The organism is Leclercia sp. UBA7405 (assembly GCF_037152215.1).
GTDB classification, from domain to species: domain Bacteria; phylum Pseudomonadota; class Gammaproteobacteria; order Enterobacterales; family Enterobacteriaceae; genus Enterobacter; species Enterobacter pneumoniae.
Genome location: NZ_JBBCMR010000002.1, coordinates 195217 through 221556, shown reverse-complemented (window position 1 = coordinate 221556; position 26340 = coordinate 195217). Strand labels below are relative to the sequence as shown.

Here is a 26340-nt window from a genome sequence, read left to right as displayed (position 1 = left end):
GGCGCGAACGATTTTACAGGAGCTTTAATGCCAAACATTACCTGGTGCGACCTGCCTAATGATGTCTCTCTCTGGCCAGGATTGCCGCTCTCTCTCAGTGGCGATGAGGTAATGCCACTGGATTACCATGCTGGCCGTAGCGGCTGGCTGCTGTACGGACGCGGCCTGGATAAACAGCAACTGACGAAATATCAGCGCAAGCTGGGCGCGGCGATGGTTATCGTTGCGGCCTGGTGCGTAGAAGATTATCAGGTCATCCGTCTGGCGGGCTCCTTAACGCAGCGCGCCACGCGCCTGGCACATGATGCCGGGATGGACGTTGCGCCGCTGGGGAAAATCCCGCATCTGAAAACGCCGGGCCTGCTGGTGATGGATATGGATTCAACGGCTATCCAGATTGAGTGTATCGACGAGATCGCCAAACTGGCGGGGACCGGCGAAATGGTGGCAGAAGTCACTGAGCGCGCGATGCGCGGTGAGCTGGACTTTACCGCCAGCCTGAAACAGCGCGTAGCCACCCTGAAAGATGCCGATGCCAATATCCTGATGCAGGTGCGTGAAACGCTGCCGCTGATGCCAGGGTTGACGCAGTTAGTGCTCAAGCTGGAGACGCTCGGCTGGAAAGTAGCTATCGCTTCTGGCGGCTTTACCTTCTTCGCTGACTATCTGCGCGATAAACTGCGGCTTGACGCGGTGGTCGCGAACGAACTGGAGATCCGGGACGGTAAACTCACCGGCCAGGTGATCGGCGATATCGTGGATGCCCAGTACAAAGCGAACACCTTGCTGAGTCTGGCAGAGAAATACGCCATACCCTTCGAGCAAACCGTGGCTATCGGCGACGGCGCGAACGATCTGCCAATGATTAAAGCGGCAGGGCTGGGCGTGGCATACCATGCCAAGCCGAAAGTTAATGAAAAGACGGAAGTGACTATCCGTCATGCTGACCTGATGGGGGTGTTCTGCATCCTCTCCGGTAGCCTGAATCAGAAATAACGAGGTAAACCGTGGCGAAAGCTCCAAAACGCGCATTTGTCTGTAATGAATGTGGTGCGGATTATCCGCGCTGGCAGGGGCAGTGCAGCGCCTGTCATGCCTGGAACACCATCACCGAAGTGCGTGTGGCCGCTTCGCCAACCGTTGCCCGCAACGAGCGCCTGACGGGCTATGCGGGTAATGCGGGCGTTTCGAAGGTCCAGAAGCTGTCTGAAATCAGCCTGGAAGCGCTGCCGCGTTTCTCTACCGGTTTCAAAGAGTTTGACCGCGTCCTGGGCGGCGGCGTTGTGCCGGGAAGCGCCATTCTGATTGGCGGAAACCCGGGCGCCGGGAAATCCACGCTGCTGTTACAGACGCTGTGCAAACTGAGCGAACAGATGAAAACCCTGTACGTCACCGGGGAAGAGTCGCTGCAGCAGGTGGCAATGCGCGCCCACCGTCTGGGTCTGCCCACCGGCAACCTGAACATGCTGTCGGAAACCAGCATCGAGCAGATCTGCATGATCGCCGATGAAGAGCAGCCTAAGCTGATGGTGATCGACTCCATTCAGGTGATGCACATGGCCGATGTCCAGTCCTCGCCGGGCAGCGTGGCCCAGGTGCGTGAAACCGCAGCCTACCTGACGCGCTTTGCCAAAACGCGGGGTGTGGCCATTGTGATGGTGGGCCACGTGACCAAAGATGGCTCGCTGGCCGGGCCAAAAGTGCTTGAGCACTGTATCGACTGTTCGGTACTGCTGGATGGCGACGCCGATTCCCGTTTCCGTACTCTGCGCAGCCATAAAAACCGCTTTGGCGCGGTCAACGAGCTGGGGGTCTTTGCCATGACCGAACAGGGGCTGCGTGAAGTGAGCAACCCGTCGGCCATCTTCTTAAGCCGCGGCGATGAAGTAACCTCTGGCAGTTCGGTAATGGTGGTCTGGGAAGGGACCCGTCCGCTGCTGGTGGAGATTCAGGCGCTGGTGGATCACTCCATGATGGGCAACCCGCGCCGCGTGGCGGTGGGGCTTGAGCAAAACCGCCTGGCCATTCTGCTGGCGGTGCTGCACCGTCACGGTGGCTTGCAGATGGCGGATCAGGATGTCTTTGTCAATGTCGTGGGCGGCGTGAAGGTCACTGAGACCAGCGCTGACCTGGCATTGTTGCTGGCGATGGTCTCGAGCCTGCGCGACAGGCCGCTGCCGCAGGATCTGGTGGTCTTTGGTGAAGTGGGTCTGGCCGGGGAGATTCGCCCCGTACCGAGCGGCCAGGAGCGTATCTCCGAGGCTGCAAAACATGGCTTCCGTCGGGCCATTGTGCCGGCAGCCAACGTACCGAAAAAATTGCCTGAAGGGATGAAAGTCTTCCCGGTTAAAAAACTCTCTGATGCGTTAAGTGTTTTTGACGACTTATAATTATGCATTCGATGTTGCAGGAGGCACCGTAATTTATGTCGTCATTTGACTATATCAAGACCGCGATTCGCCAGAAGGGCTGTACGTTACAGCAGGTGGCGGAAGCCAGCGGCATGACCAAAGGCTATCTAAGCCAACTGCTTAACGCCAAAATCAAAAGCCCCAGTGCGCAAAAACTTGAAGCGCTACACCGTTTTCTGGGGCTCGAATTCCCGCGCCTTCAGAAGAACATCGGGGTGGTGTTCGGCAAGTTTTACCCCCTGCATACGGGCCATATCTATCTGATTCAGCGCGCCTGTAGCCAGGTGGATGAGCTGCACATCATCATGGGCTACGACGATAAACGCGACCGTGAGCTGTTTGAGGCGAGTGCGATGTCCCAGCAGCCGACGGTGTCGGATCGTCTGCGCTGGCTGCTGCAGACCTTTAAGTATCAAAAAAATATCCGCATCCACGCTTTCAACGAAGAGGGGATGGAGCCGTATCCCCACGGCTGGGACGTCTGGAGTAATGGCATCCGGGCGTTTATGGAAGAGAAGGGGATTCAGCCTAATTCGATCTACACCTCTGAAGAGTCTGACGCATCCCAGTATCTGCAGCATCTGGGAACCGAAACGGTGCTTATTGATCCTAAACGGACGTTCATGAACATCAGCGGCGCGCAGATCCGCGAAAACCCGTTCCGCTACTGGGAGTACATTCCCACCGAGGTTAAGCCGTTCTTCGTGCGTACCGTAGCGATTCTGGGCGGTGAGTCGAGCGGTAAATCGACGCTGGTGAACAAGCTGGCAAACATCTTTAACACTACCAGCGCATGGGAGTACGGGCGGGATTACGTCTTCTCACATCTGGGCGGTGACGAGATGGCGCTGCAGTATTCCGATTACGATAAAATTGCGCTTGGGCATGCCCAGTACATTGATTTCGCGGTGAAATATGCCAATAAGGTCGCTTTCATCGATACCGATTTCGTTACTACTCAGGCGTTCTGTAAAAAGTACGAAGGGCGCGAGCACCCGTTCGTACAGGCGCTGATTGATGAGTATCGCTTCGACCTGGTGATCCTGCTGGAGAACAACACGCCGTGGGTTGCAGACGGTATGCGTAGCCTCGGCAGTTCCGTGGACAGGAAAGAGTTCCAGACCATGCTGGTGGAGATGCTTAACGAGAATAACGTTGAGTTTGTGCACGTTGAAGCGTCGGATTACGACACCCGTTTCCTGCGCTGCGTAGAGCTGGTGAAGGCGATGATGGGAGAGCAGGGGTAGATTGCCACCCCTCACCCTAACCCTCTCCCACAGGGAGAGGGGATCGTTCAGAGTTGTCTTTTCACCTTCGCTTACAGGGTGAGTAGCCTATCACCTCCCTCTCCCTCTGGGAGAGGGTTAGGGCAGCAGACCGCTCAATACGCCACAACCACTTTTCCGCGCATATGCCCTTCCAGCACTTTACGGTGCGCCTCGGTGATGCTCTCTACGTTCAGACCATGCAGCGTCTCGCTGAGGGAACTCTCCACCACACCTTCATCCACCAGCTTCGCCACTGCGTTTAAAATCTCGCCCTGACGTGCCATATCTGCGGTCTGGTACATGCTGCGGGTATACATAAACTCCCAGTGCAGAGCAGCGGATTTGGACTTCAGCTTGTCCTGATTCAACGGATGCGCGTTCTCAACGATGGTACAGATATGCCCCTGCGGCGCAATCAGCTCACTGACTGCATCCCAGTGGCCATCGGTATCATTAAGAATAAAGATGTAATCGACGAAGTTAATCCCCTGTTTCGCCAGCTCACCTTTTAGATCGCGGTAGTTCACGACCATATCCGCACCGCGATCCCGACACCACTGCGCGGAATCCTCACGCGATGCGGTGGCAATCACCTTCACCTTGCTGTTGTGCTTCGCAAACGGGATCGCCAGCGAGCCGACCCCGCCCGCGCCACCGATAATCAGCAGGGTTTTATCCGCGTCGGCATCCTGTACGTTGAGTCGTTCAAACAGTCCCTCCCAGGCGGTGAGCGCCGTCAGGGGCAGGGCGGCAGCAGCGGCCCAGTCGAGGCGGGTGGGTTTATGGCCAACAATGCGTGCATCAATCAGCTGGTGCGTAGTGTTGCTGCCTGGACGGGTAATATCGCCGGCATACCAGACCTCATCACCTTCTTTAAAACCCGTGACGGCGCTTCCTGCGGCTTTGACTATGCCGCTGGCATCCCAGCCGAGAATACGCGGTTCCTGTAGGCCGTTTTTAGCTATCCAGGCATGGACTTTGGTATCGACCGGGTTAATGGAGACGGCCTTCACTTCAACCAGGAGATCGTGCTCACCCGGCTGCGGCATTGGCGGGGTGATTTCAATAAAAGCGGCGGGGTTCGCTGGGTTAACGGCAATGGCTTTAACTGACATGGTGTTCTCCTCATTGGAATGCGCTGTGTTGAGGCTAGTCTATTAAGCCATCAGTTGCGTGATAAGATGGACAATCAAGAACGAAGTGTTCGCATAAGGTGAACAATCATGTTTAAACAGCTGCAGGATATGGCGCTCTTTGCGCTGGTAGCGGAGTTGGGCAGCTTTACCTCGGCTGCGCTAAAGGCGGGTCTGCCGAAGTCGAGCGTCAGTCAGCGCATTAGCCAGCTCGAGCAGCAGGTAGGGATCCGCCTGCTCAACCGAACGACCCGCAAACTCAATCTGACGTTTGCCGGGGAGCATTACCTGATTCACTGTCGGGAGATGCTTGCCGCCAGTGAACGCGCCGAGTATGCCATTCAGCGGCTACGGGATAACCCCAGTGGGCGACTGCGCATCACCTGCCCGGCGGGTCTCGGCGCGACGTTGCTGGCCCATTTGAATGCCGAATTTCAGCGCCGCTATCCGGACGTTTCGCTGGATGTGTCCATCTCTGATGACGTGGTGGATTTGGTTGAGTCGGGCTTTGACGTCGCGTTGCGCACCGGCAAGCCGCAGGACTCCTCCCTGATTGGCCGCATGATTGGCCACTGTCCTCGTTACATGCTGGCCTCGCCGGACTATCTGGCGAGCCGGGCTCCGCTCACCCATCCCAGCCTGCTTGTAGAGCACCGCTGTATTACTCATAAAGCCTGGTCAGAGTGGTTGCTGCAAAGCGAGAGCGAGGATTACCGCTATCTGCCGGATAATGCCCATCTGACCGATAACCTGGTCTACGCCCGGGAGTGTGCTATCGCCGGGGCCGGGATCACGCTGCTCCCCGCGTTCCTGCTGGAAGATAAGATTGAGACAGGGGCGCTGGTAAAAGTGCTGCCGGAGTGGAACGTCGAGGGGAACGACCTGTGGCTGGCCTATCCGAGCCGCAAACTGAACTCGCCTGCGCTAATGAGTTATATCGAGTTTGCAATGCAGTTTGATGAGGTGAAGCGGTTTTACGTGGGAGTGTGAAAAGACGGCCTGATGCCCTTCCCACGGGGAGCCGGAACAAATATAAAAAACGGCAACCGAAGTTGCCGTTTTGCTTTTATTTCGCGATACGCTTGTACTTGATACGCTTTGGCTCCAGCGCATCAGCGCCCAGCGTGCGTTTCTTGTACTCTTCGTATTCGGTGAAGTTACCTTCGAAGAATTCCACTTTACCCTCGTCCTGGTAGTCCAGAATGTGGGTCGCGATACGGTCGAGGAACCAACGGTCGTGCGAGATAACCATCGCGCAGCCCGGGAACTCCAGCAGGGCGTTTTCCAGCGCGCGCAGGGTTTCGATATCCAGGTCGTTGGTCGGTTCATCGAGCAGCAGCACGTTTCCGCCTACCTGCAGCAGTTTCGCCAGGTGCAGACGACCACGTTCACCACCGGAGAGCTCGCCCACGCGTTTACCCTGGTCGGTGCCTTTGAAGTTAAAGCGGCCAACGTAGGCGCGGCTTGGCATCTCGGTGTTGCCGATACGCATGATATCCAGACCGCCGGAGACTTCCTCCCACACGGTTTTACTGTTATCCATCGCGTCACGGAACTGGTCAACGGAGGCCAGCTTCACGGTCTCACCCAGGGTGATAGAGCCGCTGTCAGGCTGTTCCTGACCGGACATCATGCGGAACAGGGTGGATTTACCCGCGCCGTTCGGACCGATGATGCCGACGATCGCCCCTTTCGGCACGGAGAAGCTCAGATCGTCAATCAGCAGGCGGTCGCCGTAGGATTTACGCAGGTTGCTGACTTCCACCACTTTATCCCCCAGACGTGCTCCAGGCGGAATAAAGAGTTCGTTGGTTTCGTTACGTTTCTGGTATTCGGTGTTGTTCAGCTCTTCGAAGCGTGCCAGACGGGCTTTGCCCTTAGACTGACGGCCCTTCGCACCCTGACGCACCCACTCCAGCTCTTTCTCGATAGACTTGCGACGCGCCGCTTCAGCAGAGGCTTCCTGCGCCAGACGCTGGTCTTTCTGCTCCAGCCAGGAGGAGTAGTTACCTTCCCATGGAATACCTTCGCCACGGTCCAGCTCCAGGATCCAGCCCGCCACGTTGTCGAGGAAGTAACGGTCGTGGGTAATGGCCACGACGGTACCTTCGAAGTCGTGCAGGAAGCGTTCCAGCCAGGCCACGGATTCTGCATCCAGGTGGTTAGTTGGTTCGTCGAGCAGCAGCATGTCTGGTTTTTCCAGCAGCAGGCGGCACAGCGCCACGCGGCGGCGTTCACCACCGGAAAGCTTCTCGACCTTCGCATCCCAGTCTGGCAGACGCAGGGCATCTGCCGCGCGCTCCAGCTGCACGTTCAGGTTATGGCCGTCGTGCGCCTGAATGATCTCTTCGTACTTGCCCTGCTGAGCAGCCAGCTTGTCGAAGTCCGCATCGGGCTCGGCGTATTTTGCGTACACCTCGTCCAGCCCTTTGAGAGCGTTAACCACTTCGGCAACCGCCTCTTCCACGGATTCACGTACGGTGTGTTCCGGGTTCAGCTGCGGCTCCTGCGGCAGGTAGCCGATCTTGATGCCAGGCTGCGGACGGGCTTCGCCTTCGATGTCTGTATCGATGCCGGCCATGATGCGCAGCAGGGTGGACTTACCGGCACCGTTGAGACCCAGAACCCCGATTTTCGCGCCCGGGAAGAAGCTCAGCGAGATATTTTTGAGAATATGACGTTTCGGCGGTACGACTTTGCCGACACGATGCATGGTATAAACGAATTGAGCCACGTTGGACTTCGCCTCTTTTATCGTGATGAGAATAGCTGCGAAGTGTAGCCTTTTTCCCGCCCTAATCCCAGCCACTGACGCCTGGAGTGTTAAAACGCGCAGAAAAGGTAAAAAAGTGTCCGCAACGTGGCGCGCTGCCGGATGCCTGGTTAGCATAAGTGGGTGACGCTTTTACGCGGCAAGATGCTGCATTTAATGATGAATCAAGAGGAAGAGCTTGTGGAAAAAGCCAAACAGGTGGTCTGGCGTCTGCTGGCTGCCAGCGTATGCGTGATGACGATAAACCACGTGGCTCGCGCCGATTCACTGGATGAACAACGTAACCGCTATGCGCAGATCAAGCAGGCCTGGGACAGCCGCCAGATGGACACCGTCCAGGCGCTGATGCCCAGCCTCAAAGACTATCCGCTGTACCCCTACCTGGAATATCGTCAGCTGACTGACGATTTGATGAACCAGCCGACCGTCGCCGTCGCCAATTTCATCCAGGCCAACCCAACGTTGCCGCCTGCGCGTACCCTGCAGTCACGTTTTGTGAATGAACTGGCGCGCCGGGAAGACTGGCGCGGATTGTTGGCTTTCAGCCCGGAAAAACCGGGCACCACAGAAGCACAGTGCAACTACTACTACGCCAAATGGGTTACCGGTCAGCAGGACGAGGCCTGGGCAGGAGCGAAAGCGCTGTGGCTGTCCGGAAAAAGCCAGCCAAACGCCTGTGATTCCCTCTTCGGCGCCTGGCGTGCCTCCGGCAAACAAGATCCGCTGGCCTGGCTCGAACGCATTCGCCTGGCAATGAAAGCTGGCAACACCCGTCTGGTGACCACCCTTGCCGGGCAGATGCCGTCGGAGTATCAAACTATCTCCTCTGCGGTTATCCAGTTAGCGAACAATCCAGACACGGTGATGGATTTTGCCCGCACGACCGGCGCGACCGATTTCACGCGTCAGATGGCGGAGGTGGCCTTCACCAGCGTGGCGCGGGAGGATGCGGAAAACGCCCGCCTGATGATCCCGTCGCTGGCAGAGGCACAGCAGCTCAACGAGGAGCAGACGCAAGCGCTACGGGACATCGTCGCCTGGCGTTTGATGGGCAATGATGTTACCGATGAACAGGCACGTTGGCGTGATGATGCCATCATGCGCTCGAACTCTACCTCGCTGGTGGAGCGCCGTGTCCGTATGGCGCTGGGAAGCGGCGATCGCCGGGGATTGAATACCTGGCTGGCGCGTCTGCCAATGGATGCGAAAGAGAAAGACGAGTGGCGTTATTGGCAGGCCGATCTGCTGCTGGAGCGTGGCCGGGAGGAAGAGGCGAAGACGATCCTGCATTCCCTGATGCAGCAGCGCGGTTTCTATCCGATGATCTCCGCTCAGCGTCTTGGTGAAGAGTACACCTACAAGATCGATAAAGCGCCGACAACGATCGACCCGGCGCTGGTGCAGGGGCCAGAGATGGCGCGCGTACGCGAGTTAATGTACTGGAACCTGGATAATACCGCGCGCAGTGAGTGGGCCAATCTGGTGACCAGCCGTACCCAGGATGAAAAAGCGCAGCTGGCCCGCTATGCCTTTAACAATCACTGGTGGGATCTTAGCGTGCAGGCCACGATCGCCGGCAAGCTGTGGGATCATCTCGAGGAGCGTTTCCCGCTGGCCTATAACGATCTCTTTGCGCACTACGTCACTGGCAAAGCGATCCCACAGAGCTACGCGATGGCGATCGCCCGCCAGGAGAGCGCCTGGAATCCAAAAGTACGTTCGCCGGTAGGTGCCAGTGGCCTGATGCAGGTGATGCCCGCCACGGCGACGCATACGGTGAAGATGTTTAATATCCCGGGTTACAGTAGCTCTGCGCAACTGTTGGAGCCGGAGATGAATATCAATATCGGCACCAGCTATCTGCAGCATGTTTATGAGCAGTTTGGTAACAACCGTATCTTCGCCTCAGCGGCCTATAATGCCGGTCCTGGACGCGTACGCACCTGGCTGAATAACAGCGCGGGGCGTATTGACGCGGTCGCCTTCGTTGAAAGCATTCCGTTCTCTGAAACCCGAGGCTATGTGAAAAACGTGCTGGCTTATGATGCCTACTATCGTCACTTCATGGGGCAGAAAGATACCCTGTTGAGTGAGAGTGAGTGGCAGCGACGTTACTGATCGCTGTGGGTTATGTTATGCTTGTACTCGTTTAAGAGTACAACAGGCGGCATAACATGACCCAGCATTCCCCGTATTCCTCGGCAATGGCCGAACAACGCAACCAGGAGTGGCTTCGTTTTGTGGAGCTGCTTCGTCAATCTTATGAGCAAGACTTGCACTTACCGCTGCTGCAGTTAATGCTCACCCCCGACGAGCGCGAAGCGCTGGGCACGCGGGTGCGTATTATCGAAGAGCTTCTGCGCGGTGAAATGAGCCAGCGCGAGCTGAAAAGCGAACTTGGCGCCGGTATTGCCACCATCACCCGAGGCTCAAACAGCCTGAAATCGGCTCCCGTAGAGCTTCGTCACTGGCTCGACTCTGTTCTACTGGGCGATCAGCGATAGATAGCGTTGTGGAACGGACTCAACGCCAGGATCACCGCCTGGTGATAGACGCTCGCGCGCGTGAGTGCCCCGGCAGTAAAGACACCGATCGCCCCCTCTTTACGACCAATCTCATCGATGCCGGTGTAGTGCGACATCACCGGCCCGAGCGCTTCACCTTCTTGCACTTTTCTTAAAATCTTCTCGGGTAACGGCAGGGTTGCCGAGCGGGCTTCGCCGCGCTGATCCCGGCTTTCGATCACCACCCAACTGAATGTCGCCCCTTCGTCGATACCGGCTTCAATGGCGACCCAAAAATCGGCATCCGGTACCGCGGCTTTGGCATTGGCAATGCGATTACGTGCGCCAGCCCGTGTTTCTTCACTGCCGAAAGGCTGTTCCGGGACGCCGCTCTCGACGCTGACGGCGTCAATGTGGCACGATCTTTCGCCGTAGATCTCTTCAAAAGCCTTTAGAATTGCCTGAATTTTGGCAGGATTAGTGGTAGCAGAGACAACATGGTGCATAATTGAACTCGATTCAAAAAAAACTCATCGCAGTATAACGGAAAATAACATGTTACAGGTTTACCTTGTTCGCCACGGTGAAACGCAGTGGAACGCCGAGCGACGTATTCAAGGCCAGTCAGACAGTCCTCTCACCTCCAAAGGGGTGGAACAAGCGTGGCAAGTAGCGGAGCGTGCAAGAACGTTGGGGATCACCCATGTCATTGCCAGCGACCTGGGCCGCACTCAACAAACGGCGCGCATTATCGCAGATGCCTGCGGATGCGAGATCACCCTGGACTCTCGCCTGCGCGAACTGGACATGGGTGTGCTGGAGCAGCGTCACGTCGACTCCCTGACAGACGAAGAGGAGAGCTGGCGTCGAACGCTGGTTAACGGTACGGAAGATGGACGTATTCCTGAAGGTGAGTCCATGCTTGAGCTGAGCCAGCGTATGCACGCGGCGCTGGCAGAGTGCCTGAAGCTGCCGGAAGGCAGTCGTCCTTTGCTGGTAAGCCATGGTATGGCGCTGGGCTGCCTGGTGAGTACCATTCTTGGACTGCCGGCTTACGCTGAGCGCCGCCTGCGTCTGCGCAACTGCTCGCTTTCCCGTATCGACTATCAGGAAAGCCCGTGGCTGGCGTCGGGATGGGTAGTGGAGATGGCAGGGGACATTTCGCATCTGGATGCCCCTGCACTGGACGAACTGCAGCGTTAACGACGAATCGGAATCAGGTATTCGCAGCGCAGGTCGATTGGGCGTTCGTCCGGCTTCACATCGGTGGCCGGGTAGTAACGCTCAATGTCCTGCCCTTTACGGCGGTTCAGATTGAGCATAGGCATGCAGGTGCCGTAAACCGTCAGAATGAAATCCTGCACCCCGGTTCCCAGCCCTTCATAGGTGAACATCACATACTCACCGCCTTCCACTACCACCGGTTTGGCATCATGGACATGGCCGTTGGCCATCTCTGGCGTCAGCGCGGTAGTGTAGAACACCTCTTGTTCGTCATCTTTTTCCTGGCTCGGACGCGTTTCGTTCAGGCCATACAGCAGCGGCGGGATGGCCGGAGCATGGCTCAGGAAGTCACGCCAGAACTGTACGCGCATCTGATGACGAAACTCTGAAATCTGCTCCAGTGAGCAGGAGTAGCTCTGCGTCGTGCCGATAAGGTGCGTTTCAGGCAAGGTAATGAATTCATGTTTAGGCATAGTGAATTCACCCATGCGCAGCGGCGGTCGCATCCCAAAGGAGTTCCAGTCCGGCGAGCGGCGATAGAGCGCCGGCGTGAGCGAGAACTGCTTTTTAAAGGCTCGGGTAAAGGTTTGCTGCGAGTCGAAACGGTATTGCAGCGCGATGTCCAGAATCGGACGCGCGGTAAGGCGAAGCGCGACGGCTGATTTAGAGAGCCGACGAGCGCGGATATAGGCACCGATAGCGTGGCCGGTGACATCTTTGAACATCCGTTGTAAATGCCACTTGGAATAACCCGCTTTTGCCGCCACATTATCAAGTGACAAAGGTTGGTCCAGGTGGCCTTCCAGCCAGGTAAGCAGATCGCGAATAATTCCAGACTGATCCATATACTATCCTCATCCTTAAAACAGCAAGAGCCCTGCTAACAGGTTAGCGGATAATAGCATTTTTTGATGTTTAAGCATTCGGTGTTTTTTTTGCGCATTGATGCGTTTTGACCAGTGGATATGAGAACTATTTTCTAATCCTGTGATCTTGCTACCTTTTTCTGCTCACGTGTTGAATAATTACGCAACGCAATTTTCTGATATGGTAACAATATGAAATACAAGAGTTTGATCGCTTTCACGCTCCTTTTTGCTGGCGCTCATGCCGCGCAGGCCGAGCAAATTGGTTCCGTTGACACCGTTTTTAAAGTCTTTGGCCCTGACCACAAAATCGTGGTTGAAGCCTTCGACGATCCTGATGTGAAGAATGTGACTTGCTACATCAGTCGGGCGAAGACGGGCGGCATCAAGGGTGGCCTGGGGCTGGCTGAAGATACCTCCGATGCGGCCATTTCTTGTCAGCAGGTGGGCCCTATTGAGCTCAGCGACAAGATCAAAAAGGGCAAGACAGAAGGGGATGTGGTCTTCCAGAAACGCACGTCATTGGTCTTCAAAAAACTGCAGGTCGTGCGTTTTTACGATGCAAAACGCAACACGCTGGCCTACCTGGCTTACTCCGATAAAGTGGTAGAAGGATCGCCGAAAAACGCGCTCAGCGCGGTGCCAATTATGCCGTGGCATTAATATAAGGACGCAGCATGCAGCAACCGTTGATATGGCTGGTTGAGGATGAAGCCAGCATTGCCGACACCCTCATTTATATGCTTTCGCAGGAGGGGTTTAGGGTCAAAGCGTTTGCCAGGGGTCTGCCTGCGCTGGAGGAAGCCTGGCATCAACTTCCGGCGCTGGCAATCCTTGACGTTGGTTTGCCTGATATCAGCGGTTTTGAGCTGTGCCGCCAGTTGCTGGCGCAGCATCCTCTGCTGCCGGTGTTATTTCTCACTGCCCGCAGTGATGAGGTGGATAAGCTGCTGGGTCTGGAGATGGGGGCCGATGACTACGTGGCGAAGCCCTTCTCACCACGTGAAGTGTGCGCCCGGGTCCGGACTATTCTGCGGCGCTTGCAGAAATCTTCCACACCTGCAGAGATCGTACACATCGGACAGTTTGCGCTTAATGAGCCCGCGGCGCACATCAGCTGGTGCGGCAAACCGCTGCAGCTGACCCGCTATGAATTTTTACTCTTGAAGACGCTGCTGCGTGCCCCAGGACGCGTCTACTCACGGCAGCAGCTGATGGACATGGTCTGGGGAGATGAGGGCGACAGTTTTGACCGCACCGTAGATACTCACATCAAAACCTTGCGCGCCAAGCTGCGGGCTATCAATGGCGATTTGTCACCCATTTGCACCCATCGTGGGCTCGGCTACAGTCTGGGTCTGAATTAATGCGCATCGGAATGCGGCTGTTACTGGGTTATTTTTTGATTGTGGCGATCGCCGCCTGGTTTGTGCTCTCCATCTTCGTACAAGAGGTCAAACCCGGGGTGCGCCGAGCCACCGAAGGGACGCTCATCGACACCGCCACGTTACTGGCCGAAGTCGGGCGCGACGACCTGCTGTCGGGCGACCCGCTAAACGGCAAGCTGGCCCAGGCATTTTCCCGGCTCGCTGCGCGCCCGTTTCGCGCCGATATTGGCGGGATTCATAAAGTCCGTAACGAGTATCACGTCTACATGACCGATGCCCAGGGGCGAGTGGTGTTTGACTCCGCTGGCAAAGCCGTGGGGCAGGATTATTCGCGTTGGAATGATGTCTGGCTGACGCTTCGCGGTGAATACGGCGCCCGGAGCACGCAGAGCAACCCCGGAGATCCCGAAAGCACAGTAATGTATGTGGCCGCTCCGGTAACGGAGAACGGCAAAATTATTGGCGTACTGAGCGTTGGCAAACCCAATAGCGCGATGGCACCGGTGATCAAGCGCAGTGAGCGCCGTATTCTGTGGGCCGGTGGCGCTTTGCTGGGTATTGCTCTGATGATTGGCCTGGCGGTGGCCTGGTGGATTAACCGTTCGATAAGCGCGCTGTCACGCTATGCCGATTCCGTCAGCGGCGACAACCCGCTACCGCTGCCCGATCCCGGAAGTAGCGAGCTTCGCAAACTGGCGCAGGCGCTGGAGAATATGCGTATGCGTCTGGAAGGTAAAAATTACATAGAGCAGTATGTTCACGCCCTGACCCATGAGCTGAAGAGCCCCCTAGCCGCCATTCGCGGCGCGGCAGAAATCTTACGGGAATTGCCCCCGCCGGATGTCGCTGCGCGCTTTACGGATAACATCCTGGTGCAAAATGCGCGGATGCAGACGCTGGTCGAAAAGCTGCTGGCGCAGGCGCGGCTGGAAAACCGTATCGAAATCAGCGCTACGGCTGTTTCGGTGGATGCACTGTTCCGCCGCCTCCTTGATGCCCGTGCTGCACAGATTCAGGCGAAAAAGCTTAACGTCATCTGCCCGACATCATCGCTGATGGTTCAGGGTGATGAGGAGTTGCTGGAGCAGGCGCTGGGGAATTTGCTGGATAACGCGATGGATTTCTCGCCGCCAGAAGGAACCCTTGCGCTTACGGCCCGCGAAGCGCATCAGCGGGTTATGCTGTGCGTGACGGACAGCGGCAGTGGGATCCCAGACTACGCCCTGCAGCGCGTATTCGAGCGCTTTTACTCCTTACCGCGGGAAAACGGCCTTAAGAGCAGTGGGCTGGGGCTGGCCTTTGTGCAGGAAGTGGCGCGCCTTCATCAGGGAGAGATCCATCTTCACAACCGCAAAGAGGGTGGGGTAGAGGCCGTACTGGAACTTCACCGTCCCTTCACATAACTTCAAATTACCCGCACAGAGCTGCCGTACGCTTTCTCCATCACAAAGGAGAAGGTCATGAAAAAATCCCCCCTGTTCTGGAAAGTTACTACCCTTATCGGCTGCATTATGCTGCTGCTCGTTCCCTTGCTACTGGTCAGTAACCTGACCGATGAGCGCGCCAGCTATCGCGAGGAGGTGGAGAGTGCGCTGCGCCAGAGTACCAGTGGTTCACAGCAGCTGGTCGGCCCGTTAATCGCTATACCGGTTACCGAGGTCTTTTACAAATTCGAGGAGGATAAAAAAGTTGAGCATAAGCGCAGCTTCCTCCATTTTTTGCTGCCGGAATCCCTGGTGGTTGACGGAAATCAGCAGGTTGAGTCCCGGAGTATCGGCATTTATGACGGTCAGATTTGGCATACCGATCTTAAGCTTCAGGCGCGGTATAACACCGAAAAACTGACGCAACTGACAGGCGAAACGCTGACATTAGGGCAGCCGTTTATTGTGGTCGGCGTAGGGGATGCCCGAGGTATTAGCGCGGTGAAAGTATCGCCCGTCAACGGCGAAACGCTCACCGTTGAACCCGGCTCGGGTGTGGCCGGGCAGCTGCCGGGCATTCATATTCCCTTGAGCGGTAAAATTCTGGAAGAGAAAACGATCGCCCTGGAGATGTCACTCAGTCTGAACGGTACAGGAAGCTTCTCGGTGGTGCCCGTAGGGCGCAATAGCCAGCTTAACCTGACGAGTAACTGGCCGCATCCCGGCTTTATGGGTGACTACCTGCCTGTAAAGCGTGACATCACTGCCTCAGGGTTCCAGGCACACTGGGAAAGTAGCTGGTTTGCGAACAACCTTGAAAGCCTGTTCAGCGAGAAAGCCCTTCCCGAATGGCACAACGTCCCTGCGTTTAGCGTCACGGTGGCGACGCCGGCGGATCAATATCAGCTGACGGACCGTGCCATCAAATATGCGATTTTGCTTATTACCCTGACGTTTATGGCCTTTTTCGTCTACGAAACCCTGACCAGGCTGCGTCTGCATCCGATGCAGTATCTGCTGGTTGGCCTGTCGCTAGTGCTCTTTTACCTGGTTTTGCTGGCCTGCTCAGAGCATGTAGGATTCACGCCGGCATGGGTCATTGCCAGCCTGCTGGGAGCAATGATGAACGGCATTTACTTACAGGCGGTGCTTAAAAGCTGGAAGCGCGGCGTCGTTTTCGTCATCGCGTTATTGATGCTGGATACGGTGATGTGGTTCCTGCTGCGTTCTGAAGACAGCGCGCTGCTACTGGGTTCAGGCGTACTGGTACTGGCGCTGTTTGCAGTGATGTACCTGACGCGTCATCTGGACTGGTATGCGTTTTCAACTGTAAAACCGCGTGAGCCAGATGAGGATTCAATGCGGCTATGGAAATAAAAAAAACGGCGCGAGATGCGCCGTTTTTACGTCTTTTGCTGGATTATTCCTGCAAATCACCGCAGAAACGGTAACCTTCACCGTGGATAGTGGCGATGATTTCCGGGGTATCCGGCGTGGATTCGAAATGTTTACGAATGCGACGAATAGTGACGTCGACGGTACGGTCGTGCGGCTTCAGCTCACGGCCGGTCATTTTCTTCAGCAGTTCTGCACGAGACTGAATTTTGCCCGGATTTTCGCAGAAGTGCAGCATAGCGCGGAACTCACTGCGTGGCAGTTTATACTGATCGCCATTCGGGCTAACCAGGGAGCGGCTATTGATATCTAATTCCCAACCGTTGAACTTGTAGCTGTCTACGCTGCGGCGCTCTTCGCTGATTGTGCCCAGGTTCATGGTACGGGACAGCAGGTTGCGCGCACGAATGGTCAGCTCGCGAGGGTTGAAAGGTTTGGTGATGTAGTCATCCGCACCGATCTCCAGGCCGAGGATTTTATCCACTTCATTGTCGCGGCCTGTCAGGAACATCAGCGCCACGTTCGCCTGCTCACGCAATTCGCGCGCCAGCAGAAGGCCGTTTTTCCCGGGCAGGTTGATGTCCATAATAACCAGGTTGATATCATTTTCAGAAAGGATCTGATGCATCTCTGCGCCATCGGTCGCTTCAAAGACATCGTAGCCTTCTGCTTCGAAAATGCTCTTTAACGTGTTGCGTGTTACCAACTCGTCTTCAACGATAAGAATGTGCGGGGTCTGCATGTTTGCTACCTAAATTGCCAACTAAATCGAAACAGGAAGTACAAAAGTCCCTGACCTGCCTGATACATGTCGCAAATTAACATGACCGGCGTAACGTGACTAAAGTACGTAATTGCGTTCTTGATGCACTTTCCATCAACGTCAACAACATCATTAGCTTGGTCGTGGGTGCTTTCCCTCTAGACCCGACAGTGTCAAAAACGGCTGTCATCCTAACCATTTTAACAGCAACATAACAGGCTAAGTGACACCGGACACCCAATAAAACTACGCTTCGTTGACATATATCAAGTTCAATTGTAGCACGTTAACAGTTTGATGAAATCCTCGTAGCGGATTGCTAGCCTTTGTCACAAATTTTCAATAAACCAACTAGTTGCGCTGATTGATTGATAAACGAGGCGAATCCAATGTCCTGCAACATCTTGTAATGATATTATCATTAATAAACATGAGGATAACCAGCTTTTTTTAACATTATCGCTGAAGTTTCGTCCATAAATAGTTTAGCGATTTTAATTTGTTATGAAACGCTATTTCGGTGATTCGTGTTGCAATTTTGTAAATTCGTGCTGCGTAATATGTTGATGGACATCACAATTTTACGCGCTAACTGCCTAAAAAGAGAGCATTAATGCATTTGTCTATCGTGCTGGTAGCCCCGGCAAGAGCGGAAAATATCGGCGCTGCCGCACGCGCTATGAAGACCATGGGGTTTACCGATCTGCGCATCGTAGCCAGCGAAGCGCACCTGGCAGAGGGTGCCCGTCGCGTTGCCCATGGTTCGGGGGAAATACTCGACAATATAACTACTTACGAAACGCTTGAAGCCGCGCTGCACGATGTTTCCTTTACCGTCGCGACCACCGCACGCAGCCGTTCCAAATTCCATTACTATGCGACGCCCGCCGAACTGGTGCCGCTGATGCAGGAAAAAAGCCAATGGATAAATCGGGCGGCGCTGGTCTTTGGGCGGGAGGATTCAGGTCTCACTAATGAAGAACTGGCGCTCGCCGATGTGCTGACAGGGGTGCCTATGGTGGCCGATTATCCTTCACTCAATTTGGGTCAGGCGGTGATGGTTTACTGTTATCAATTAGCTTCCCTAATGCAAATTCCCGCAGCGCCTGTCGACAAGGCAGATGAAAATCAACTTAAGGCATTGCGTGCCAGGGTAGAACGTCTTTTATCGACGCTGAATGTGGCAGATGATCAAAAAATGGCTGACTGGATAGCCCAGCGCATTGGCTTGCTTGAGCAACGAGACACGGCAATGTTGCACCGATTGCTGCACGATATTGAAAAAAAACTGGCAGAGTAAAATTCTGTTATCACTTTTTGTTATGGATAAAGCTCCGGGTTTGAGGAGGTATTTCGGTCCGATCTGGAATGAAATAAACCCATCAGCAGCGAGACGTAAAAACTCCCTGTCAGGGGCTTAAAATAGAAATTCGTTGACTTAGCCGCCCGGATACTTTAACCAATATAGGGATACAGCACAGACAGATAATAATTACAGAGTACACAACATCCATGAAACGCATCAGCATCACCACCATTACTACAACCACCATCATTACCACAGGTAACGATGCGGGCTGACGCGTACAGGAAAAACAGAAAAAAGCCCGCACCTGAACAGTGCGGGCTTTTTTTTCGGCCAAAGATCATGAGGTAATACCATGCGAGTGTTGAAGTTCGGCGGTACATCAGTGGCAAATGCAGAACGTTTTCTGCGGGTTGCCGACATCCTGGAAAGCAATGCCAGGCAGGGGCAGGTAGCAACGGTGCTCTCTGCCCCGGCCAAAATTACTAACCATCTGGTGGCGATGATTGAAAAAACCATCGGTGGCCAGGACGCGCTGGCGAATATCAGCGACGCCGAACGCATTTTCGCCGAGCTGCTGCAGGGCCTGGCCGATGCCCAGCCCGGTTTTCCCCTCGCGCAACTGAAAGCGTTTGTTGAGCAAGAGTTCGCGCAGATCAAACACGTACTGCATGGTATCAGCCTGTTAGGGCAATGCCCGGACAGCATCAATGCGGCGCTCATCTGCCGTGGTGAAAAACTCTCTATCGCTATCATGGCAGGCGTACTGGAAGCGCGTGGCCATAACGTCACCGTGATCGATCCGGTGGAAAAGCTTCTCGCCGTAGGTCACTACCTCGAATCTACCGTTGATATTGCCGAATCGACCCGTCGTATCGCTGCAGGGAAAATTCCTGCCGACCACATGATCCTGATGGCGGGCTTCACCGCCGGAAATGAAAAAGGCGAGCTCGTCGTGCTGGGGCGAAATGGCTCTGACTACTCTGCCGCGGTACTGGCCGCTTGCCTGCGCGCCGACTGTTGTGAGATCTGGACTGACGTCGATGGTGTCTATACTTGCGATCCGCGCCAGGTGCCGGATGCGCGCCTGCTGAAGTCGATGTCTTACCAGGAGGCGATGGAGCTCTCCTACTTCGGCGCCAAAGTGCTCCACCCGCGTACCATCTCTCCGATTGCCCAATTCCAGATCCCCTGCCTGATTAAAAATACGGGTAATCCGCAGGCGCCTGGCACGCTGATTGGGGCGAGCAGCGATGAAGATGGCCTGCCGGTGAAAGGCATTTCTAACCTGAACAACATGGCGATGTTCAGCGTCTCTGGCCCCGGAATGAAAGGTATGGTCGGGATGGCGGCCCGCGTGTTTGCCGCCATGTCGCGCAATGGCATCTCGGTGGTACTGATCACCCAATCCTCTTCTGAGTACAGTATCAGTTTTTGCGTCCCTCAGAGCGACTGTCTGCGTGCACGCCGGGCGCTGGAAGAGGAGTTCTATCTGGAGCTGAAAGAGGAGTTGCTTGAGCCGCTCTCCATTCAGGAGCGTCTGGCCGTTATCTCGGTTGTAGGCGATGGCATGCGTACCCTGCGCGGCATCTCCGCGAAGTTCTTTGCCGCACTGGCTCGCGCCAATATCAACATCGTGGCCATTGCGCAGGGCTCTTCTGAACGTTCAATCTCCGTGGTGGTGGATAATGACGATGCGACGACCGGTGTGCGCGTTACCCACCAGATGCTGTTCAATACCGACCAGGTGATCGAAGTGTTCCTGATCGGCGTAGGCGGCGTTGGCAGCGCGCTGTTGGAGCAGGTCAAGCGCCAGCAGACGTGGCTGAAGAACAAACATATCGATCTGCGCATCTGTGGCGTGGCGAACTCAAAAGCGCTGCTGACCAACGTGCATGGCCTGAATCTGGAAAACTGGCAGGCTGAACTGGCCGAAGCCAAAGAGCCCTTTAACCTTGGGCGCCTGATCCGCCTGGTGAAAGAGTACCATCTGCTCAACCCGGTCATTGTCGACTGTACGTCGAACCAGGTTGTCGCCGATCAGTACGCCGACTTCCTGCGGGAAGGCTTCCACGTGGTCACCCCGAACAAAAAAGCCAATACTTCGTCGATGGCCTATTACCATCAACTGCGCCACGCAGCGGCAAAATCGCGACGCAAATTCCTTTACGATACCAACGTCGGGGCAGGGCTGCCGGTTATCGAAAACCTGCAAAACTTGCTGAATGCCGGCGATGAACTGCAACGTTTCTCCGGGATCCTCTCAGGCTCGCTCTCGTTCATTTTCGGTAAACTCGACGAGGGCATGAGCCTCTCTGAAGCCACCCGATTAGCCCGTGAGATGGGCTACACCGAGCCGGATCCGCGTGATGATCTTTCGGGTATGGATGTGGCGCGTAAGCTGCTGATCCTTGCCCGTGAAACCGGGCGCGAACTGGAGTTGAGCGACATAGTGATCGAACCTGTGCTACCCGCATCCTTCGATGACAAGGGCGACGTGGCTGACTTTATGAGCCGGTTGTCGCAGCTGGACGATCTCTTTGCTGCTCGCGTAGCGAAAGCCCGTGATGAAGGTTGCGTATTGCGCTATGTTGGCAATATCGAAGAGGACGGCGTTTGTCGCGTGAAGATTGCAGAAGTGGACGGTAACGATCCGCTGTTCAAAGTTAAAAACGGCGAGAATGCGCTGGCATTTTACAGTCACTATTATCAGCCATTGCCGTTAGTGCTTCGCGGTTATGGCGCAGGGAATGATGTGACAGCGGCGGGGGTGTTTGCCGATCTGTTGCGTACCCTGTCATGGAAGTTAGGAGTTTAAGATGGTTAAAGTTTATGCCCCGGCTTCCAGCGCCAATATGAGCGTCGGGTTTGATGTTCTGGGGGCGGCTGTTACGCCAACCGAGGGCTCTCTGTTGGGCGATATCGTCACTGTCGAAGCGGCTCAGACGTTTAGCCTGCAAAATGTAGGGCGTTTTGCCAGCAAGCTGCCAACGGAACCGCGTGAAAACATTGTGTACCAGTGCTGGGAACGTTTTTGTCAGGAGATAGGGAAAACCGTTCCGGTGGCCATGACCCTTGAAAAGGGGATGCCGATTGGCTCAGGTCTGGGCTCCAGCGCCTGCTCCGTCGTTGCGGCCCTGGTCGCGATGAACGAACACTGCGGCAAACCGCTGAACAATACCCGTCTGCTGGCGCTGATGGGCGAGCTGGAAGGACGCATCTCTGGCAGCATTCATTACGACAACGTGGCCCCTTGCTTCCTGGGCGGCATGCAGTTGATGATTGAAGAGAATGGCATCATCAGTCAGCAGGTCCCCGGCTTTGATGAGTGGCTATGGGTGCTGGCCTATCCGGGCATTAAAGTTTCGACCGCCGAAGCGCGTGCCATTCTGCCGGCGCAGTATCGTCGCCAGGACTGCATCGCGCATGGTCGTCACCTGGCAGGCTTCATTCATGCCTGTTATACCCGTCAGCCTCAACTGGCGGCGAAATTGATGAAAGATGTGATAGCCGAGCCGTACCGCACCAGGCTGCTGCCAGGGTTTAACGAGGCGCGTAGCGCCGCCCTGGAGATCGGCGCGGTCGCGTGCGGTATTTCCGGCTCCGGTCCGACGCTGTTCGCACTGTGCGATAAGCCGGATACCGCGCAGCGCGTCGCGGAGTGGCTGGGTAAAAATTACCTGCAAAATCAGGAAGGCTTTGTTCATATTTGCCGTCTGGACACGGCGGGCGCACGAGTACTGGGATAATCGATGAAACTCTACAATCTTAAAGATCACAATGAGCAGGTCAGCTTCGCGCAGGCGGTGACTCAGGGGCTGGGTAAAAACCAGGGGCTCTTCTTTCCGCACGAGCTGCCTGAATTTAGCCTGACCGATATTGATGCGATGCTGGAGATGGATTTTGTCAGCCGCAGCACCAAAATTCTCTCCGCGTTTATTGGCGACGAAATTCCGCAGGAGCTACTGGAAGAGCGCGTTCGCGCGGCGTTTGCCTTCCCGGCGCCGGTGAGCCAGGTGGAGCCGGACGTAGGGTGCCTTGAGCTGTTCCACGGCCCGACCCTGGCATTCAAAGATTTCGGCGGCCGTTTTATGGCCCAGATGCTGACGCACATCAGCGGCGACAAGCCGGTAACCATTCTGACCGCGACCTCCGGTGATACCGGTGCGGCCGTGGCGCATGCGTTTTATGGTCTGAAAAACGTCCGCGTAGTCATTCTCTATCCGCAGGGTAAAATCAGCCCACTGCAGGAAAAACTGTTCTGCACCCTCGGCGGCAATATTGAAACTGTTGCTATCGACGGGGATTTCGATGCCTGTCAGGCGCTGGTAAAACAGGCCTTCGATGACGAAGAGCTGAAAACGGCGCTGGGCCTGAACTCGGCAAACTCCATCAACATCAGCCGTCTGCTGGCGCAGATCTGTTACTACTTCGAAGCCGTGGCGCAGCTGCCGCAGGAAGCGCGTAATCAGCTGGTGGTCTCTGTTCCGAGCGGTAACTTCGGCGACCTGACGGCAGGCCTGCTGGCAAAATCGCTCGGGCTGCCGGTGAAGCGCTTTATCGCCGCCACCAACGCCAACGATACGGTGCCGCGCTTCCTGAAAGAGGGCAAATGGACGCCAAACGCGACGCAGGCGACGCTCTCGAATGCGATGGACGTTTCCCAGCCTAACAACTGGCCACGCGTGGAAGAGCTGTTCCGTCGCAAGATCTGGCGTCTGGGCGACCTGGGCTACGCCTCTGTCACCGATGAAACCACTAAAGAGACCATGCGCGAACTGAAGCAACTGGGATACACCTCCGAGCCGCACGCGGCGGTGGCGTATCGCGCCCTGCGCGATCAACTGAACCCGGGTGAATATGGTCTGTTCCTTGGCACGGCGCATCCGGCGAAGTTTAAGGAGAGCGTGGATGAAATTCTGGGTGAATCGCTGCCGTTGCCAAAAGAGCTGGCGGATCGTGCCGATTTACCGCTGCTCTCCCACACGCTGCCGGCAGACTTTGCCGAGCTGCGTAAGTTGATGATGACGCGCGCGTAGAAGCCCTTAGCAGTGACACAGGCCCGGAAAGGCGAGATCGCCTTTTCGGGCTTTTTTGTGAAGAAATTATGGAGAAAAATAGCAGTAAAAAAGCAGAAATTCCCAATAAATGCGGTAACTTACAGAATAGGATTGCAGAGAATAACGTCCTCTTAACCCCTCGCGTAATCTCCTTACATCGGCCCACGCTGGGCAAGCTGAATAAGGAGTCACCCATGTCTACACTGAAACCTGCTCTCATCGCGCTTTCACTGATGCTGGTCGCTCCCATGGCGGTACAGGCATCGGAAATCACGCTGTTACCTGCGGTAAAACTGCAGATTGGCGATCGGGATAATCACGGACACTACTGGGATGGCGGCCACTGGCGCGACCATAGCTGGTGGAAGTCACATTACGAATGGCGTGATAACCGCTGGCGCGCCCATGACGCGCATCGTGACCACCATGATCACCATGACCACCGGGACGATCGCCGTCCGGGACCGGGCTGGAAGCACCACTAACAAGAACCCCGCCTGATGGCGGGGTGTGTTATTACTGTTCGTGACGCTTAAAGATTAACTCACCGTTTTCGGAAGCCTCTTCATCGAAGAAGTACCCTTCGCTATTGAACGCGGTCAGCTGTTCCGGTTGTGTCAGGCGATTTTCAATGATGTAACGGGTCATCAGCCCACGGGCTTTTTTGGCGTAGAAGCTAATGACTTTAAACTTGCCGTTCTTCTCATCAAGGAAGACCGGTTTGATGATCCCGGCATTCAGCAGTTTTGGCTTCACAGATTTATAGTATTCGTCAGAGGCCAGGTTAATGACGACGTTATCGCCTTGCTCTTTAAGCGCGTCATTCAGCGTCTGGGTAATGGTCTCGCCCCAGAAATGGTAAAGATCTTTGCCTTTCGCATTCTCCAGACGAATACCCATCTCCAGACGGTAGGGCTGCATCAGATCCAACGGGCGCAGCACGCCATACAGACCCGAGAGCATGCGCAGGTGCTTCTGTGCAAAATCGAAGTCAGCTTCGCTAAATGTTTCCGCCTGCAGACCGGTGTAAACGTCACCTTTAAAGGCGAGAATCGCCTGGCGGGCGTTAGCCGGTGTAAAATCGGGATGCCAGTCGTGGAAGCGGGTAGCATTTAAATCCGCCAGTTTATCGCTGATACTCATCAGCTTCGCGATTTGCGGGGCACTGAGTTTGCGCGCTTCGCGAATCAGTTGTTGTGAGTAATCCAACAGCTCAGGCTGGGTATAGCGCTCGGTGGCAAGCGGGCTCTGGTAATCGAGCGTTTTGGCAGGTGAAATCAGAATCAGCATATCCAGTCCTTGCGGGAAATTTGGTGCGATTTTATCAAATAAACCGTTACGGTTGATCAATAGCTGTTATTGACGCGGCAAATCATCCCAGGCACCTGGGGCGATTTGCGCCTCGATGTCCGGGTAGCGGGCTGCATCAAAGACGGGCTGGATGCCAAGCTTCCGCTGGCGCAGATAATCCCGGGCGATGAGCAGCACTACCGGCGAGAGCAGGAGGATAGCGGTCAGGTTGGTGATCGCCATCAGCGCCATGATCACGTCAGCCAGTTGCCAGACCAGTGGCAGGCTCAGTAACGATCCCATCACCACCATGGCGACTACACTGCCGCGCAGCAGCCAGCGCGATTTGCCGGCCGTGGGGTGGAGAAAGATTAAGTTATTCTCCGCATAGATATAATTCACCACGATGGAGCTAAAGGCGAAGAGGATGACAATCAGCGCCACGAAACCGGCGCCCCAGCTGCCGGCGAGGTTCATGAGCGCCTGCTGTACCAGCTGGATGCCAGCCACGTTCTGCTCATCATCAACAGGCCCGGCCAACAACACAATCATTGCGCTGGCGGTACAGATAACCAGGGTATCCACAACAACGCCAATCATCTGCACGATCCCTTGCGCAGCCGGATGCGGCGGCCAGGAGGCGGCAGCCGCAGCGGCATTGGGGGTAGATCCCATCCCGGCCTCGTTTGAAAACATGCCGCGCTGGAAACCCGCAGCCAGCGCCTGGCTCAGGGTATAGCCCATTACTCCGGCGCCCGCTTCGCGCCAGCCGAAGGCGCTGTTCATGATAAGCGTGAAGATATCGGGTAGTTGCTCAATATTGAGCGCGCTCACCACCAGGCTGGCCGCCACCCACAGCAGCGCCATGACCGGCACCATCCACTGCATTATGCGGCCAACCCCTTTAATACCGGTGACAATCACCAGCAACGTCGCCAATGCCATCACGCTGCCGGTGACAATTTCCGGGCAATCAAAGGCAAAACGCAGGGCGTGAGAGACCGAGTTAGCCTGAACGGTGTTAAAAATTAGCCCATAGGCGATGAGAAGCAAGATGGAGAACAGCACGCCCATCCAGCGCATGCCCAGGCCGCGTGCCATATACCAGGCCGGGCCGCCGCGAAACTGTCCCTGCTTGTCCGGCTCTTTATACAACTGAGCCAGCGAGCATTCGGCAAAGGCGGTGGCCATCCCGAAGAGCGCGGTGACCCACATCCAGAAAACGGCGCCAGGGCCACCGATGCTGATGGCCAGCGCCACGCCGGTAAGATTACCGCTGCCGACGCGCGCCGCCAGGCTCGTACAGAGCGCCTGAAATGAGGTTAATCCCCCCGGCTGCGGGGAGAGGCTGTTTTTCAGACTTTTTCCGAGGTAGCGAAAGGCGCGAAATTGAATAAAACCGCATCGAAAGGTGAACCAGATACCTGCCGCAGAAAGCAGGTAGATCATCACCGAACCCCAGAGAATTTCATTAATAAAGGATAAGAAATCAGGCATTAACGTCCCTCTTGTTGATGCCGAAGTGCATAGATAAG

Annotated in this window: 25 protein-coding genes and 1 other annotated feature; of the genes, 18 read left to right on the top strand and 7 right to left on the bottom strand. The window is 55.7% G+C overall.

Translation table 11 applies throughout. The features are described from left to right. Positions 1-27: 27 nt before the first annotated feature. The 3 genes from serB to nadR are packed head-to-tail and all read left to right on the top strand — an operon-like array spanning position 28 to position 3658. On the top strand, positions 28-996 hold the full coding sequence (gene serB, locus WFN75_RS13330) for a phosphoserine phosphatase (RefSeq protein ID WP_207292957.1): 969 nt from the start codon (positions 28-30) through the stop codon (positions 994-996). A gap of 11 nt (positions 997-1007) precedes the next feature. Continuing rightward, complete coding sequence (gene radA / locus WFN75_RS13325) at positions 1008-2390, top strand: DNA repair protein RadA (protein WP_046885038.1); 1383 nt, start codon at positions 1008-1010, stop codon at positions 2388-2390. A 35-nt stretch (positions 2391-2425) separates the two neighbouring features. Then, positions 2426-3658, top strand: a complete 1233-nt coding sequence (gene nadR / locus WFN75_RS13320) for a multifunctional transcriptional regulator/nicotinamide-nucleotide adenylyltransferase/ribosylnicotinamide kinase NadR (protein ID WP_040077267.1) — start codon at positions 2426-2428, stop codon at positions 3656-3658. Between the two features lie 134 nt (positions 3659-3792). On the opposite strand, the gene WFN75_RS13315 is transcribed toward nadR, so the two are convergent. Next, complete coding sequence (locus WFN75_RS13315) at positions 3793-4794, bottom strand: zinc-binding alcohol dehydrogenase family protein (protein WP_336996309.1); 1002 nt, start codon at positions 4792-4794, stop codon at positions 3793-3795. A 108-nt stretch (positions 4795-4902) separates the two neighbouring features. On the opposite strand from WFN75_RS13315, the gene WFN75_RS13310 reads away from it, so the two are divergent. Further along, positions 4903-5802: a LysR family transcriptional regulator gene (locus tag WFN75_RS13310; protein ID WP_040077265.1), complete on the top strand. Its 900-nt coding sequence runs from the start codon at positions 4903-4905 to the stop codon at positions 5800-5802. Positions 5803-5878: 76 nt separating this feature from the next. Here WFN75_RS13310 and ettA read toward each other — a convergent pair whose 3' ends face one another. Then, on the bottom strand, positions 5879-7546 hold the full coding sequence (gene ettA / locus WFN75_RS13305; RefSeq protein ID WP_040077264.1) for an energy-dependent translational throttle protein EttA: 1668 nt from the start codon (positions 7544-7546) through the stop codon (positions 5879-5881). Positions 7547-7765: 219 nt separating this feature from the next. Here ettA and sltY point away from each other — a divergent pair, with 219 nt between their 5' ends. Both sltY and trpR read left to right on the top strand, forming a co-directional pair. Beyond that, positions 7766-9703 (top strand): murein transglycosylase, encoded by a 1938-nt coding sequence (sltY, locus tag WFN75_RS13300; protein ID WP_336996308.1) that lies wholly within the window; start codon positions 7766-7768, stop codon positions 9701-9703. Between the two features lie 56 nt (positions 9704-9759). Continuing rightward, positions 9760-10089 (top strand): trp operon repressor, encoded by a 330-nt coding sequence (gene trpR, locus WFN75_RS13295; RefSeq protein WP_040077262.1) that lies wholly within the window; start codon positions 9760-9762, stop codon positions 10087-10089. Here trpR and yjjX read toward each other — a convergent pair. After that, a complete protein-coding gene (yjjX, locus tag WFN75_RS13290; RefSeq protein WP_046885036.1) occupies positions 10080-10595 on the bottom strand; it encodes an inosine/xanthosine triphosphatase in 516 nt (171 codons plus the stop codon). The genes trpR and yjjX overlap by 10 nt on opposite strands. Positions 10596-10644: 49 nt before the next feature. Here yjjX and gpmB point away from each other — a divergent pair, with 49 nt between their 5' ends. Further along, the gene (gene gpmB, locus WFN75_RS13285; RefSeq protein WP_207292961.1) at positions 10645-11292 is read left to right on the top strand and encodes a 2,3-diphosphoglycerate-dependent phosphoglycerate mutase GpmB; all 648 of its coding nucleotides are present in this window, start codon (positions 10645-10647) and stop codon (positions 11290-11292) included. Here gpmB and robA read toward each other — a convergent pair. After that, positions 11289-12158 carry an MDR efflux pump AcrAB transcriptional activator RobA gene (robA, locus tag WFN75_RS13280; RefSeq protein WP_040077258.1) on the bottom strand — a complete coding sequence of 290 codons (870 nt, stop codon included), beginning with the start codon at positions 12156-12158 and terminating at the stop codon, positions 11289-11291. The genes gpmB and robA overlap by 4 nt on opposite strands. Positions 12159-12371: 213 nt before the next feature. On the opposite strand from robA, the gene creA reads away from it, so the two are divergent. From creA to creD, 4 genes are read left to right on the top strand one after another with little or no spacing between them, the layout of a single operon-like run. After that, the gene (creA, locus tag WFN75_RS13275; RefSeq protein WP_207292962.1) at positions 12372-12842 is read left to right on the top strand and encodes a protein CreA; all 471 of its coding nucleotides are present in this window, start codon (positions 12372-12374) and stop codon (positions 12840-12842) included. Positions 12843-12856: 14 nt separating this feature from the next. Beyond that, positions 12857-13546, top strand: coding sequence for a two-component system response regulator CreB (gene creB, locus WFN75_RS13270; protein WP_336996307.1), 690 nt, complete (start codon positions 12857-12859; stop codon positions 13544-13546). Next, entirely contained in the window at positions 13546-14970 is a 1425-nt protein-coding gene (gene creC / locus WFN75_RS13265) for a two-component system sensor histidine kinase CreC (RefSeq protein ID WP_336996306.1), read from the top strand. The genes creB and creC overlap by 1 nt, the downstream gene beginning before the upstream one ends. A 57-nt stretch (positions 14971-15027) precedes the next feature. After that, positions 15028-16368, top strand: a complete 1341-nt coding sequence (creD, locus tag WFN75_RS13260; RefSeq protein ID WP_336996305.1) for a cell envelope integrity protein CreD — start codon at positions 15028-15030, stop codon at positions 16366-16368. A gap of 43 nt (positions 16369-16411) precedes the next feature. Here creD and arcA read toward each other — a convergent pair whose 3' ends face one another. Continuing rightward, entirely contained in the window at positions 16412-17128 is a 717-nt protein-coding gene (arcA, locus tag WFN75_RS13255) for a two-component system response regulator ArcA (protein WP_040077250.1), read from the bottom strand. Between the two features lie 95 nt (positions 17129-17223). Between arcA and yjjY the strand changes: the two genes are divergently transcribed. From yjjY to WFN75_RS13220, 7 genes are all read left to right on the top strand, one after another. Continuing rightward, on the top strand, positions 17224-17364 hold the full coding sequence (yjjY, locus tag WFN75_RS13250; RefSeq protein ID WP_085938930.1) for a protein YjjY: 141 nt from the start codon (positions 17224-17226) through the stop codon (positions 17362-17364). Positions 17365-17762: 398 nt separating this feature from the next. Continuing rightward, a complete protein-coding gene (locus WFN75_RS13245; RefSeq protein ID WP_336996304.1) occupies positions 17763-18449 on the top strand; it encodes a tRNA/rRNA methyltransferase in 687 nt (228 codons plus the stop codon). Positions 18450-18661: 212 nt separating this feature from the next. Next, the gene (thrL, locus tag WFN75_RS13240; protein WP_072039575.1) at positions 18662-18730 is read left to right on the top strand and encodes a thr operon leader peptide; all 69 of its coding nucleotides are present in this window, start codon (positions 18662-18664) and stop codon (positions 18728-18730) included. Continuing rightward, positions 18669-18786: a sequence feature (Thr leader region), on the top strand. It overlaps the preceding gene by 62 nt. Positions 18787-18810: 24 nt before the next feature. Continuing rightward, positions 18811-21273 carry a bifunctional aspartate kinase/homoserine dehydrogenase I gene (thrA, locus tag WFN75_RS13235; RefSeq protein ID WP_336996303.1) on the top strand — a complete coding sequence of 821 codons (2463 nt, stop codon included), beginning with the start codon at positions 18811-18813 and terminating at the stop codon, positions 21271-21273. A gap of 1 nt (position 21274) precedes the next feature. Beyond that, positions 21275-22204 carry a homoserine kinase gene (gene thrB, locus WFN75_RS13230; protein ID WP_046885028.1) on the top strand — a complete coding sequence of 310 codons (930 nt, stop codon included), beginning with the start codon at positions 21275-21277 and terminating at the stop codon, positions 22202-22204. Positions 22205-22207: 3 nt separating this feature from the next. Continuing rightward, positions 22208-23494 carry a threonine synthase gene (thrC, locus tag WFN75_RS13225; RefSeq protein ID WP_040077245.1) on the top strand — a complete coding sequence of 429 codons (1287 nt, stop codon included), beginning with the start codon at positions 22208-22210 and terminating at the stop codon, positions 23492-23494. 215 nt (positions 23495-23709) lie between these two features. Beyond that, the gene (locus tag WFN75_RS13220; protein WP_336996302.1) at positions 23710-24000 is read left to right on the top strand and encodes a DUF2502 domain-containing protein; all 291 of its coding nucleotides are present in this window, start codon (positions 23710-23712) and stop codon (positions 23998-24000) included. Positions 24001-24031: 31 nt separating this feature from the next. On the opposite strand, the gene yaaA is transcribed toward WFN75_RS13220, so the two are convergent. Both yaaA and WFN75_RS13210 read right to left on the bottom strand, forming a co-directional pair. Next, a complete protein-coding gene (yaaA, locus tag WFN75_RS13215; RefSeq protein WP_336996301.1) occupies positions 24032-24805 on the bottom strand; it encodes a peroxide stress protein YaaA in 774 nt (257 codons plus the stop codon). A gap of 66 nt (positions 24806-24871) precedes the next feature. Further along, the gene (locus WFN75_RS13210) at positions 24872-26302 is read right to left on the bottom strand and encodes an alanine/glycine:cation symporter family protein (protein WP_336996300.1); all 1431 of its coding nucleotides are present in this window, start codon (positions 26300-26302) and stop codon (positions 24872-24874) included. Between the last annotated feature and the right edge of the window lie 38 nt (positions 26303-26340).

Bases quoted from the DNA above. Each gene is read 5' to 3' on its own strand.
- serB (WP_207292957.1), top strand. From the start codon at position 28: ATGCCAAACATTACCTGGTGCGACCTGCCTAATGATGTCTCTCTCTGG.
- nadR (WP_040077267.1), top strand. From the start codon at position 2,426: ATGTCGTCATTTGACTATATCAAGACCGCGATTCGCCAGAAGGGCTGT.
- WFN75_RS13315 (WP_336996309.1), bottom strand. From the start codon at position 4,794: ATGTCAGTTAAAGCCATTGCCGTTAACCCAGCGAACCCCGCCGCTTTT.
- WFN75_RS13310 (WP_040077265.1), top strand. From the start codon at position 4,903: ATGTTTAAACAGCTGCAGGATATGGCGCTCTTTGCGCTGGTAGCGGAG.
- trpR (WP_040077262.1), top strand. From the start codon at position 9,760: ATGACCCAGCATTCCCCGTATTCCTCGGCAATGGCCGAACAACGCAAC.
- yjjX (WP_046885036.1), bottom strand. From the start codon at position 10,595: ATGCACCATGTTGTCTCTGCTACCACTAATCCTGCCAAAATTCAGGCA.
- gpmB (WP_207292961.1), top strand. From the start codon at position 10,645: ATGTTACAGGTTTACCTTGTTCGCCACGGTGAAACGCAGTGGAACGCC.
- robA (WP_040077258.1), bottom strand. From the start codon at position 12,158: ATGGATCAGTCTGGAATTATTCGCGATCTGCTTACCTGGCTGGAAGGC.
- creA (WP_207292962.1), top strand. From the start codon at position 12,372: ATGAAATACAAGAGTTTGATCGCTTTCACGCTCCTTTTTGCTGGCGCT.
- creB (WP_336996307.1), top strand. From the start codon at position 12,857: ATGCAGCAACCGTTGATATGGCTGGTTGAGGATGAAGCCAGCATTGCC.
- creC (WP_336996306.1), top strand. From the start codon at position 13,546: ATGCGCATCGGAATGCGGCTGTTACTGGGTTATTTTTTGATTGTGGCG.
- creD (WP_336996305.1), top strand. From the start codon at position 15,028: ATGAAAAAATCCCCCCTGTTCTGGAAAGTTACTACCCTTATCGGCTGC.
- arcA (WP_040077250.1), bottom strand. From the start codon at position 17,128: ATGCAGACCCCGCACATTCTTATCGTTGAAGACGAGTTGGTAACACGC.
- WFN75_RS13245 (WP_336996304.1), top strand. From the start codon at position 17,763: ATGCATTTGTCTATCGTGCTGGTAGCCCCGGCAAGAGCGGAAAATATC.
- thrA (WP_336996303.1), top strand. From the start codon at position 18,811: ATGCGAGTGTTGAAGTTCGGCGGTACATCAGTGGCAAATGCAGAACGT.
- thrB (WP_046885028.1), top strand. From the start codon at position 21,275: ATGGTTAAAGTTTATGCCCCGGCTTCCAGCGCCAATATGAGCGTCGGG.
- thrC (WP_040077245.1), top strand. From the start codon at position 22,208: ATGAAACTCTACAATCTTAAAGATCACAATGAGCAGGTCAGCTTCGCG.
- WFN75_RS13220 (WP_336996302.1), top strand. From the start codon at position 23,710: ATGTCTACACTGAAACCTGCTCTCATCGCGCTTTCACTGATGCTGGTC.
- yaaA (WP_336996301.1), bottom strand. From the start codon at position 24,805: ATGCTGATTCTGATTTCACCTGCCAAAACGCTCGATTACCAGAGCCCG.
- WFN75_RS13210 (WP_336996300.1), bottom strand. From the start codon at position 26,302: ATGCCTGATTTCTTATCCTTTATTAATGAAATTCTCTGGGGTTCGGTG.